This is a genomic window from Bacillaceae bacterium S4-13-56 (genome assembly GCA_040191315.1).
Taxonomy (GTDB): Bacteria; Bacillota; Bacilli; order Bacillales; family JAWJLM01; genus JAWJLM01.
Window position 1 is genome coordinate 64,407 of the sequence record JAWJLM010000014.1, and the last position, 11,659, is coordinate 76,065.

At 36.5% G+C, this 11,659-nt stretch carries 9 protein-coding genes, 2 tRNA genes and 1 other annotated feature; of the genes, 8 read left to right on the forward strand and 3 right to left on the reverse strand.

The genetic code is table 11. The features are described from left to right. Positions 1-353: 353 nt before the first annotated feature. A complete protein-coding gene (locus RZN25_06155) occupies positions 354-1,436 on the forward strand; it encodes an HD-GYP domain-containing protein (protein MEQ6376410.1) in 1,083 nt (360 codons plus the stop codon). A gap of 8 nt (positions 1,437-1,444) precedes the next feature. On the opposite strand, the gene RZN25_06160 is transcribed toward RZN25_06155, so the two are convergent. After that, on the reverse strand, positions 1,445-2,410 hold the full coding sequence (locus tag RZN25_06160) for a YaaC family protein (GenBank protein ID MEQ6376411.1): 966 nt from the start codon (positions 2,408-2,410) through the stop codon (positions 1,445-1,447). Between the two features lie 169 nt (positions 2,411-2,579). Between RZN25_06160 and guaB the strand changes: the two genes are divergently transcribed. The 6 genes from guaB (at position 2,580) to RZN25_06190 (ending at position 8,972) form a co-directional block, all read left to right on the forward strand. Beyond that, entirely contained in the window at positions 2,580-4,049 is a 1,470-nt protein-coding gene (guaB, locus tag RZN25_06165) for an IMP dehydrogenase (GenBank protein ID MEQ6376412.1), read from the forward strand. A 141-nt stretch (positions 4,050-4,190) separates the two neighbouring features. Next, positions 4,191-5,534 carry a D-alanyl-D-alanine carboxypeptidase family protein gene (locus RZN25_06170; protein MEQ6376413.1) on the forward strand — a complete coding sequence of 448 codons (1,344 nt, stop codon included), beginning with the start codon at positions 4,191-4,193 and terminating at the stop codon, positions 5,532-5,534. Positions 5,535-5,634: 100 nt separating this feature from the next. Next, the gene (pdxS, locus tag RZN25_06175; protein ID MEQ6376414.1) at positions 5,635-6,519 is read left to right on the forward strand and encodes a pyridoxal 5'-phosphate synthase lyase subunit PdxS; all 885 of its coding nucleotides are present in this window, start codon (positions 5,635-5,637) and stop codon (positions 6,517-6,519) included. Between the two features lie 109 nt (positions 6,520-6,628). Beyond that, positions 6,629-7,219 carry a pyridoxal 5'-phosphate synthase glutaminase subunit PdxT gene (pdxT, locus tag RZN25_06180; GenBank protein ID MEQ6376415.1) on the forward strand — a complete coding sequence of 197 codons (591 nt, stop codon included), beginning with the start codon at positions 6,629-6,631 and terminating at the stop codon, positions 7,217-7,219. 31 nt (positions 7,220-7,250) lie between these two features. Then, positions 7,251-7,470 (forward strand) — a binding site (T-box leader). A gap of 58 nt (positions 7,471-7,528) precedes the next feature. Next, positions 7,529-8,809: a serine--tRNA ligase gene (gene serS, locus RZN25_06185; GenBank protein MEQ6376416.1), complete on the forward strand. Its 1,281-nt coding sequence runs from the start codon at positions 7,529-7,531 to the stop codon at positions 8,807-8,809. Positions 8,810-8,879: 70 nt separating this feature from the next. Then, positions 8,880-8,972, forward strand: a tRNA-Ser gene (locus tag RZN25_06190). Between the two features lie 415 nt (positions 8,973-9,387). Here the strand turns inward: RZN25_06190 and RZN25_06195 are convergent. Next, on the reverse strand, positions 9,388-10,068 hold the full coding sequence (locus tag RZN25_06195; GenBank protein MEQ6376417.1) for a deoxynucleoside kinase: 681 nt from the start codon (positions 10,066-10,068) through the stop codon (positions 9,388-9,390). Continuing rightward, complete coding sequence (locus RZN25_06200; protein ID MEQ6376418.1) at positions 10,065-10,706, reverse strand: deoxynucleoside kinase; 642 nt, start codon at positions 10,704-10,706, stop codon at positions 10,065-10,067. The genes RZN25_06195 and RZN25_06200 overlap by 4 nt, the downstream gene beginning before the upstream one ends. A 585-nt stretch (positions 10,707-11,291) precedes the next feature. Here RZN25_06200 and RZN25_06205 point away from each other — a divergent pair. Further along, a tRNA-Arg gene (locus RZN25_06205) sits at positions 11,292-11,364 on the forward strand. Positions 11,365-11,659 lie beyond the last annotated feature (295 nt).

Sequence of the window (11,659 nt, forward strand, 5' to 3'; positions counted from 1 at the left end):
CTCCTTTTTTTAAAAGATAAGTATAAAATTTGTCTAGCTCCAGCGCCCTATCGACTAGAGACGGTTCCCTCCTCTCCATCGATAGGTCAACATCGATGAAGGAGGTTCGGTTAAAAACGCGACATCCGATTACTCGGCCCACCGAAAACATTTGTCGCAACACCGAACTGACTCGCAGGATGCGAGCCCTCGTGAACCGTGTTTCCTTTAACTCGGAGGGTCGTAGGCTAAAACCGCCACATCGTGTGGCAACGCCTACGTGACCCACATCCTGTGGGCCTCACCGCCTTACGTCGATGATCAAGGGCGCTTGCACTTTTCTAAAGTATAATTATGGTAAAGGTGGTGATCTTGTGCGTGTTTCTCCAAATCAACTGATTCCAGGGTGTATGATCACAGAAGATATCATAGGAAAAACCAATCATATCATAATAGCTAAGAATACAGTAATAAATTCCAATCATATTCTTGTTTTAAAAAGATTTCTTATAGACAAGGTTCAAGTATCAAACAAATTAATGAGTGGGGAATTGTTTGTTCCACAGGAAGAAATAGAAGAAGAAGAAGAAACTATAGAGCCCATCTATCCCAGTTTCTTAGACGTCTACTTACAAGCCGTAGTAGAGTATAAAAAAATGTTTAAAAATTGGCAGTCTGGGTCGCCTGTTCTAATCAATGAAGTAAGGAAATTTTTTCTTCCTTTGATTGAAAAAGTACTAGAATCATCTAAAGAGATTTTTCTTCTTCATCACTATTCAACTAAAGAAGACTATCTATATCATCATAGTATTGCTGTTGGTCTTATTTCAGCTTTTATTGCTAATCGTATTCCAGTATATAAAAAAGATGCTATTCAAATAGGACTTGCTGGTTTTTTAAGTGATTGTGGTATGGCTAGAATTGATGAATCTATTTTACATAAGGAAACTTCACTGACTCAAAAAGAATATGAGGAAGTGAGAAAGCATCCAACTTATTCCTATCGAATGATTGAAAAAATATCAGTTTTAAAAGATGAAGCTAAAGTTGGAATACTTCAGCATCATGAACGTCTAGATGGATCTGGATATCCTATGGGTGTAACAGACAAAAAATTTCCTCCTTATGGGCGTATTATTGCTATCAGTGATATGTACCATGCCATGACGAGCGAAAGAATATATCGAAGAAAAACCTCTCCCTTTAAAGTTGTAGAAGAAATAATGCAAGGTCAATTCGGGAAATTTGACCATAAAATTGTGAGAACATTTGTTGATTCACTCACGAACTATTCGACTGGGACATGGGTTCGCTTATCAAATGGTCTAAAAGGTGAGATTATTTTTATTGAAGACTCTTCTCCAACCCGCCCAATGATACGTTTAGAAGACGGAGAGATTATCCATCTCAAAAAGATTCATGATATATATATAAAAGAAATATTAAATGTTACTTAGCCAATGGGCTAAGTTTTTCTTTTTTCCAATAACCATTGATTCACCCATAAAGGAAATTTCCATGATGTTATTTCTAAGAATGATTCAATCCATACAATGTCTTCACTAAAAGAAGTATGAATTAGTTCTCCCCACCACTCCGTTTCGTAACGACAAATCGTACTTAAATTATACAAAAGTAAATAATGCGCAATAATCTCGTGAAATGGATACCAATGTGTTCTATTGAGTGGTAAATAAATACCTTGATCTAACTCATTTTTCTTTAAAGGATGACTTTCAAAAAATGATGGTGGATTTTTTAAAGATAATTCCATCCATTCCTTTGATTGTCCAGTTTCCACATTTGAATCTGGAAAAAAAGACTGCAATTCTTGTAAAACACGCCTTTTTGTGAGATGTACCTCATCACAAACAAAAGCAGGAATCCGTAATATAGTAGTAGGAGCTGTACCTATATGAATACTAGCCTTTTTCTGAAATTGCCATTCGAATAGTGTGTTAAGTTCTGGTATTTGTTCAAACAACCATCTCATAACAAAACGATTCTTATTCCAATTCTTCATTTGAAATAGGTGTTCAGCCATATAAGTTAACAGACCATTCTGTTGCATTTTTACTTCATCTTGTAAAAAAGAATAGTTTTGTTTTTTTCTTTTTCTAGTAGAAACTCCATGAGCTAAAACGGCAGTTGATTCCGGATAATGAGGTCGAATTGTTAATAAACAGGCTTTAATAAAATGAGTCATTCCATAAAAAAAGAGAACGGGACGAATACTCAATGGTCCTGATTTCCCTTGTTCATAGTAAGTAATACCTTGATTAATAAAATAAAATAGTGAATTTGCATTTTCATAGCTTTTTGTATCAGTTTCAAGCTTCATTGGTTCATAACAATGTGATAAAAACTGTTGAGCTGTTTCCAGAGACCTTAGATAGTATAGGAAAGCTGGTTTTGTTTCAAATGATTTCAATGTTTGTCTCCCTTTCTCAACGTAGTTTTCTAATATTTCTGAATACATATAATTCGTGTTTAACAGTTGAAAAACACAGCTTGTTATCGTATTGTTAATAACAATAAATTTCACGAAATGTTACTAGTTTACCCAATTATCTTAATTCCATAAAAAAGGAGTAGAAAGAATGAGAGAGGACAAGTTTGTTAAAGAAGGTTTAACCTTTGATGATGTGTTGTTGGTTCCTGCCAAGTCTGAGGTACTACCAAGGGATGTTAAAGTTCATACTGTGCTCTCCCCAACCTTAAAGTTGAATATTCCATTGATTAGCGCAGGAATGGATACGGTAACGGAGTCTGAACTGGCAATTGCTATGGCTCGACAAGGTGGATTGGGTATTATTCACAAGAATATGTCCATTGAAGAGCAAGCGGAGCATGTAGATCGAGTAAAACGATCTGAAAGTGGAGTCATAACAAATCCATTTTTCTTAACACCGGATCATCAAGTTTTTGCAGCCGAACATCTAATGGGAAAATATCGGATCTCCGGAGTCCCGATTGTAAACAATGAAAATGAGCAAAAGTTAATTGGCATTATTACCAATCGCGACTTACGATTTATACAGGATTATTCCATTCCTATTTCAGATGTAATGACCAGTAAAAATTTAGTTACCGCACCAGTAGGCACAAGTCTTGAGGAAGCAGAAAAAATCTTGCAAAAGTACAAAATTGAGAAGCTTCCTCTTATAAATGAAGACGGTGTCTTAAAAGGCTTGATAACAATAAAAGATATTGAGAAAGTAATTGAATTTCCTAACTCGGCAAAGGATAACCAAGGACGTCTACTTGTTGGTGCAGCTATTGGTGTAACTGCAGATTCAATGAAAAGAGTCGAAAAACTAGTAGAATCTGGAGTTGACGTTATTGTAATAGACACTGCCCATGGACACTCTAAAGGTGTAATAGAGCAAGTGCGCTTGGTACGAGAGCAATATCCAAAGCTTAATATTATTGCTGGAAATGTAGCTACTGCAGAAGCTACAAAAGACTTGATTGATGCAGGAGCCAATATTATTAAAGTTGGGATTGGACCTGGATCTATTTGTACAACCAGAGTAGTAGCGGGGGTTGGTGTACCTCAAATCACAGCTGTATATGATTGTGCAAAAGAAGCACATAAATATAATGTTCCTATCATTGCCGACGGAGGAATTAAGTATTCGGGTGATATTGTAAAAGCTTTAGCTGCAGGTGGCCATGCGGTTATGCTAGGAAGCTTGTTAGCGGGTGTAACGGAAAGTCCAGGAGAAACAGAGATTTATCAAGGCCGTCGCTTTAAAGTATATCGAGGTATGGGTTCATTAGGTGCTATGAAACAAGGATCTAAAGATCGTTATTTTCAAGATACAGAAGAATCAAACAAACTTGTCCCAGAAGGAATTGAAGGAAGAGTTCCATATAAGGGGCCATTAGCAGATACAGTCCATCAATTAGTTGGCGGATTAAGGTCCGGTATGGGATATTGTGGAAGTCCGGATCTTGATTCTTTACGTAATGATGCTAAATTTATTCGTATGACGGGAGCGGGTTTAAGGGAAAGTCATCCGCATGATATTCAGATTACAAAAGAGGCACCAAATTATTCTATGTGATAATTAAATATGGTTATATGGTGATTTATACAAAGGTCAATAGTACCAAAAATAGGCAGGGCCTAATTCCTGTCTATTTTTTTTGTTAGGGCTATGTTAAAATAACGAAGATATTGATTGAAAAGTGGAGGTTAAACGATAATGAAACAACTAAGAATGAAAGTATCTTTTCTATTATCAGTATTTTTATTTTCTACGTTTGTAGTAGGATTTGTAAACCCAAATCAAGCCTATGGACAAGCAGCTCTAGACATTGATGCAGAATCTGCTATTTTAGTTGATGCAAATTCAGGAAAGGTTCTTTATGCAAAAGATGCAGATGTAACATTGCCTCCTGCTAGTATGACAAAAATGATGACAGAATACTTAGTGCTTGAAGCTATTGAAAATGGAACCATTTCATGGGATACAACTACACAAATTAGTGATTATGCTTATAAGATTTCTGCTAATATTGTTTTTTCAGGTGTTGGTTTAAGGCAAAATAAAGATTATACCGTAAGAGAATTATACGATGCTATGGCTATCTATTCAGATAATGCGACAACTATTGCTCTTGCAGAACTGATAGCAGGTTCTGAAGGGGAATTTGTTAAATTGATGAATAAGAAAGCTGAAGAGTTAAACTTACAAGATTATTCTTTTGTAAACTCAACAGGGCTTTCCAATTCGGATTTAGGTGATGATTATCCGGAAGGTACAGATCCTGAAGCAGATAATTTATTATCTCCTCGTGCAACAGCCAGACTTGCATACAGTCTTATTAATGATTTTCCAGAGTCTCTAGAAATATCTAGTACAAGAGAAAAAGAATTTGAAGATCAAATGATGCAAAACTGGAACTGGATGCTACCTGATATGCCTGGTTATTTAGCTGCCTTTGGATATGAAGGTGTTGATGGTTTAAAAACAGGTTATACCAATCTTGCGGGGTATTGCTTTGCAGGAACTGCTGAAAGAAATGGACAACGATTAATCAGTGTGGTTATGAGAACGGATAGTAGAGAATCCCGTTTCCAAGAAACTAAAAAATTATTTGATTATGGATTTGGATTATTTGATCAAGTTGAACTTTATCCTGAAGGCTATCAGATAGAAGATCAAAAAACATTACCAGTATCTAAAGGAAAAGTAGAAGAAGTATCCATTGCGACAAATGAATCTGTGACTTCCTTAATTCAACCTGGGGATGAAGAGTTTTACACAGTTTCTTATGAATTTGATGAAGAACTTTTAGATAAGGAAGGAAAGGTAGTTGCTCCTATTGAAAAAGGGCAAAAAGTCGGTACAATGAAGATAACCTATGAAGGAGTAGATAACTACGGATACTTATATGATGATGTGAATAATGCACTTTCAGTTGATCTTGTAACAACTGAAGCAGTTGAAAAAGCAAGCTGGTTTAGTCTATTCTTTTCTTCTATTGGAAATTTCTTTTCAGATATTTTTACAAGTATAGCTGATACAATCAAAGGTTGGTTTTAAAACCGATAAAAATAGTGTGAATAGGATAGAAGATAAGGTAAAATAAAAAAAAGTATGTAAATCAATAGACTAGTTTATAGTTGAAAGGGTGGCTGTTAGAATGTCAAAAATAGGTACTGATCGTGTAAAAAGAGGTATGGCCGAAATGCAAAAAGGCGGCGTTATTATGGATGTTGTTAATGCAGATCAAGCCAAAGTAGCAGAAGAAGCTGGAGCTGTTGCCGTAATGGCTCTTGAAAGAGTACCATCTGATATAAGAGCAGAAGGTGGAGTTGCCCGTATGGCAGACCCACGAATTGTTGAAGAAGTTATGAATGCTGTCTCTATTCCTGTTATGGCAAAAGCAAGAATAGGTCATATCGTAGAGGCACGTGTATTAGAATCCATGGGAGTGGATTATATTGATGAAAGTGAAGTTTTAACCCCAGCTGACGACGTTTATCATATTCTAAAACGTGATTTTACTGTACCATTTGTTTGTGGTTGCCGTGATATTGGAGAGGCTGCTCGTAGAATTGGTGAAGGAGCATCCATGTTACGTACTAAAGGGGAACCAGGGACAGGAAACATTGTAGAAGCAGTTCGTCATATGCGTATGGTTCAGTCGCAAATTCGTCAAATTACAAGTTTGTCTAATGATGAGCTCATGACATATGCAAAAGAACTAGGGGCTCCTTATGAAATTTTAGTTGAGATAAAACAGCTTGGACGTTTGCCGGTAGTTAACTTTGCCGCTGGAGGAATCGCTACTCCTGCAGATGCAGCACTAATGATGCAATTAGGTGGAGATGGTGTGTTTGTTGGATCTGGAATCTTCAAATCAGATCATCCAGAAAAATTCGCACGTGCTATTGTAGAAGCTACTACACATTATGAAGACTATGCGTTAATTGCAGAACTTTCCAAGGGGATTGGTACTCCTATGAAAGGGATTGAAATGAGCACATTAACTCCAGGACAAAGAATGCAAGACCGCAGTTTCTAATAAAGATACTTAATGGTAAAGAAATAAAGACAAGCAAACTTCAATAAGGGGTTTGCTTTTTTTCTAAAATGAATAAAATAAAAAAAATCAGTAGTTGGGAGTAATGTATATGGTGAAAATTGGAGTGCTCGGTTTGCAAGGTGCTGTAAGAGAACATATAAAGTCCATAGAGGCTTCTGGTGCTGAGGGAGTTACAGTAAAAAGAGTAGAACAACTAAGTGATCTTGATGGTCTTATTATCCCGGGTGGAGAAAGCACCACTATGAGGAGACTTATTGATAAATATGATTTTTTAGAGCCTTTAAAAACATTTGGACAAAGCGGAAAGCCTATATTTGGTACATGTGCAGGTTTAATCCTTTTAGCTAAGCATATTAATGGAAGATCAGATGCACATTTAGGGCTTATGAATATAACGGCAGAGCGTAATGCTTTTGGTCGACAAAAAGAAAGTTTTGAAGTAGATTTAGAAGTAAAAGGAATTGCTTCTGACTTTAATGCTGTATTTATTCGTGCACCATATGTATTAGAGGTAGAAGATAGTGTTGAGGTTTTAGCAACCTATAAAGACCATATTGTGGCTGTTCAAGAAGGACATTATTTGGCCTGCGCCTTCCATCCAGAATTAACCGACGATCATCGGTTAACCGAGCATTTTATAAAAATGGTCAATAATGCAAAGAATAAAGTTGCGATTTAAATAATTTTGCGGTATTCTATACAATAATTCGAAAAATGCTACGAAGGAAATTAGTAATAATCAACTTTTTTTAGAGAGCCGATGGCTGGTGTAAATCGGTAAAAAGAGGTTATGAATCCATTCCAGAGCAGATTTACTGAAAGGTAAAGTAGGTAAATCCGGGAAGCACCGTTACTGCTAGGAGCCGGAGGATAAACTATTTTTATTCTCAACTAGGGTGGCAACGCGGGAATAATACTCTCGTCCCTATTTATTTAGGGATGGGAGTTTTTTGTTTTTTAGAACATATGAAATAAGGAGGAAAAATTAATGTTAGACATGAAGTATTTACGAAATAACTTTGATGAAGTAAAAGAGAAACTAACTAGTAGAGGAGAAGATTTATCTGTTCTAGATCAATTTGGAGATCTAGATAAACGTCGCCGTGAACTTATCGTTCAAACAGAGGATTTGAAGGCAAAGAGGAATGATGTTTCTAAAAAAATTGCAGAATTGAAAAAGACTAAGCAAGATGCTGAGGAATATATTAAAGAAATGCGTGAGGTTGGAGATCAAATTAAATCCTTTGATCAGGAACTGAAGGAAATCGAAGAACAGCTTGAAAATATGCTCCTTTCTATCCCAAATATTCCTCATGAAAGTGTTCCAAAAGGAGAATCTGAGGATGATAATGTTGAAATTCGAACATGGGGAGAGGTTCCAACTTTTACTTATGATCCGAAGCCTCATTGGGATATTGCAGTTGATCTTGATATTTTAGACTTTGAGAGAGCATCAAAGGTTACGGGAAGTCGTTTTGTTTTTTATAAAGGGCTCGGAGCAAGACTGGAAAGAGCTTTAATCAACTTCATGATGGACCTTCACGCTGATGAACATGGATATGAGGAATTCTTACCACCGTATATAGTGAATCGTACAAGCATGACAGGTACTGGACAACTTCCTAAATTTGAAGAGGATGCTTTTAAGTTGGAAGGTTGGGATTACTTTTTAGTGCCGACGGCTGAAGTACCTGTAACCAATTATCATCGTGATGAAATATTAAAGGAAGAGGATTTACCTCTTAAATATGTAGCTTATAGTGCATCTTTCCGTTCTGAAGCAGGATCTGCAGGTAGAGATACACGGGGTCTCATCAGACAGCATCAATTTAATAAGGTAGAACTTGTGCAATTTGTTAAACCCGAGGATTCATATGAGGTTCTTGAACAGCTAACAGGTAATGCAGAGAAAGTTTTACAACTTTTAAAGCTTCCTTACAGAGTAATGAGTATGTGTACGGCAGATTTAGGTTTTACAGCCGCGAAGAAATATGACATTGAGGTATACATCCCTAGCTATGAAACCTATCGTGAGATTTCTTCTTGTTCTAATTTTGAAGATTTTCAGGCTCGACGTGCAGGAATTCGCTTCCGTCGGGAAGAAAAAGGAAAACCAGAATTCGTTCATACTCTTAATGGATCTGGTTTAGCTGTTGGACGTACGGTAGCCGCTATCCTGGAAAATTACCAACAAGAGGATGGTTCCCTTGTTATCCCTGAGGTGCTTCGTCCTTATATGGGGGGAGTCGAAATAGTTAAACCTAAATGATTAAAATTTCGGACAAGATTTAATTGACAATGATATATAATCATGATATATTGAATCTTGTCCGTTAAATGGAGGAATACCCAAGTCCGGCTGAAGGGATCGGTCTTGAAAACCGACAGGGGTGTTAAAGCCCGCGGGGGTTCGAATCCCTCTTCCTCCTCCATTTTATAATAAAACGCATAAAAATTGGAGATAAAAAAATCGCTACCTGTGTAGCGTATTTTTTTGCATTTAAAAACCAAGCTGACCAAATGTCTGCTTGGTTTTTTTGAAATTTATAAGTTGTTAGAGAATTTGTCTAGCTCCAGCGCCCTATCGACTAGAGACGGTTCCCTCCTCTCCATCGATAAGTCAACATCGATGAAGGAGGTTCGGTTAAAAACGCGACATCCGATTACGCGGCCCACCGAAAACATTTGTCGCAACACCGAACTGACTCGCAGGATGCGAGCCCTCGTGAACCGTGTTTCCTTTAACTCGGAGGATCACCGCCACATCGTGTGGCAACGCCTACGTGACCCACATCCTGTGGGCCTCACCGCCTTACGTCGATGATCAAGGGGCTTGCGCTTTTCTTATTAATAGATAAACTGCTTAGCATGTTTTCTTGAATGACGAATCATGTTTGAAACTTTATCCAAAATAAGATCAAGCGATTCTTCCTTATTTACCAGATCATAATCTGCAATGTTTAATCGTAAAACTGGGCAGGAATTAAATTGTTCAATCCAGTTTTGATAACGTTCATGCATCTCTTTCCAGTAGGAAATAGGAGTTTGTTGCTCCATTGGTCTACCACGAAGTTTTATCCGCTCCACAATATCATCAAAGGAGCCTTCTAGGTAAATCAATAAATCAGGGTGTGGAAAATAAGGTGTCATGACCATTGCTTCAAATAAGCTTCGATAGGTCTCATAGTCTACTTCAGACATTGTACCTTTTTCAAAATGCATTTTTGCAAATATCCCTGTATCTTCATATATGGAACGATCTTGCACAAATCCTCCTCCATATTCGAAAATTCTTTTTTGTTCTTTGAACCTTTCAGCCAGAAAATAAATTTGCAGATGGAAGCTCCATCTTTTAAAGTCCGCATAAAACTTATCAAGATAAGGATTATTGTCAACCACCTCAAGAGACGTCCTAAAATCGAGGGCATTTGCAAGTGCTTTTGTCATAGTTGATTTTCCCACTCCAACGGTTCCTGCAATTGTAATTACCGCATCATGTGGAATTCCATACTGTTCTCTAATGTTCATTTGATTACTTCTCCTTTTTTAAGGTGGTTTTCGATCGTAGATAGAATGGAATAACGGTCTTCTTTATATTTTATGAAATCCATCTGATCACCATTAATACGAATTACAGGAATTTCTGGATGCTCTTGTTCAAAATGAAGCATATACTCTTCGTAGTCCTGTGATAGTTGTTCTAAGTAGGTTGCTTGAATATTATGCTCTACCTCTCGTCCGCGCAATCTGATCCTTTCTAAAAGAGTATCTAGACTTGCGTGTAGGTAGATCATCATATTTGGGCGAGGCATATCATGAGTTAATATATGATAGATTTGGCTGTATTTATCAAATTGATTCTCATGTAAAGTTCGTTGTGCAAATATCATATTTTTAGAAATATGATAATCTGCTACAACTGGTTTACCTAGGGCTAAGTATTTTTTTTCTATATCTTCTAATTGCTTATATCGGTTACAAAGAAAAAACATCTCTGTTTGAAAACTCCATTCATCAATATCATCATAAAATTTCTCTAAAAATGGATTCTCTTCAACGATCTCCTTGAGAAAATGAAATTGAAAATGGGAGGCTATTTCTCGAGCAAGGGAAGTTTTTCCAACCCCTATTGGTCCTTCAACTGCGATAAAAGGAACCTTTTCCATATTTTCATCCTCCAACCTTTGACTATATTACATGTTTTAATAATAAAATTTCAACAGGAGCTTATTAGACGTAGTGAAAATTTTAAATATTACGTATAAGAGAAGCTACACCTACATCTTCACCTTAGGACTCGACAGCTTTCAAGCTTTTCTAATTCTATCAGAATTCATAACCTTAGTCAGTTGATGGTACATCAAAAACTAAGGCTTCTGCCCATTAGGTAGATTATAAGGGCTTCTAAGAAAGCAAAATAAGCTTTCAAGAACCCCTTTAACGTTACGCTAAGTTTCTCTATATAAGCTCATTTTATCCCACATGAACGGGGCAGTAATAAATCTTAAGTAAAACGAGAAGAGTAGGTGCGAGATAAACTGCCCGTAAATGTCCGATTGGTTAAAGAGCTTTAGGTCCAACCTTTGGATGCTATCAGTTGGGGACGGCCACTGATTGAAGTTTCATTTTATTTTATCATACATTGTAGGATATGTGACGGGGGAAGAAAAGGAAATATGGGTACGAGGTACTTTTCTTTTTGTCCATGATTTTGTATAATTATTTTTGTGCTTAATTTTCTATATTATATTGGCCTCGTAGCTCAGGGGATAGAGCAACGGTTTCCTAAACCGCAGGTCGGAGGTTCGATTCCTCTCGAGGCCGCTAATTAAAACCTTGGAATTCCAAGGTTTTTTCTTTTTTTCTTAAAAATTCACCACGCTTAATTTTAAATTTTGGGGACGAATTGGGGACAAATTATGCAAAACAGTTTTATATTGAACCAATTTAGCCATAAATCAAATTACACAGAGTTTTAAATTAAGAATAGAATTTTATAATGAATTAAAAAAAGAAGTTGAAAAAGAATTTATAAGCTATATAACTAAAAAAGTATGACTATAAGGTTTGGTTATATCTAAAAATGAATATCCCTTTTGCTCAGAATAACTAGCCAAGC

Excerpts from the sequence above, each read along its gene's own strand:
- RZN25_06200 (MEQ6376418.1), bottom strand. The coding sequence starts at position 10,706 with ATGGAAAAGGTTCCTTTTATCGCAGTTGAAGGACCAATAGGGGTTGGA.
- pdxS (MEQ6376414.1), top strand. The coding sequence starts at position 5,635 with ATGTCAAAAATAGGTACTGATCGTGTAAAAAGAGGTATGGCCGAAATG.
- RZN25_06170 (MEQ6376413.1), top strand. The coding sequence starts at position 4,191 with ATGAAACAACTAAGAATGAAAGTATCTTTTCTATTATCAGTATTTTTA.
- serS (MEQ6376416.1), top strand. The coding sequence starts at position 7,529 with ATGTTAGACATGAAGTATTTACGAAATAACTTTGATGAAGTAAAAGAG.
- guaB (MEQ6376412.1), top strand. The coding sequence starts at position 2,580 with ATGAGAGAGGACAAGTTTGTTAAAGAAGGTTTAACCTTTGATGATGTG.
- pdxT (MEQ6376415.1), top strand. The coding sequence starts at position 6,629 with ATGGTGAAAATTGGAGTGCTCGGTTTGCAAGGTGCTGTAAGAGAACAT.
- RZN25_06195 (MEQ6376417.1), bottom strand. The coding sequence starts at position 10,068 with ATGAACATTAGAGAACAGTATGGAATTCCACATGATGCGGTAATTACA.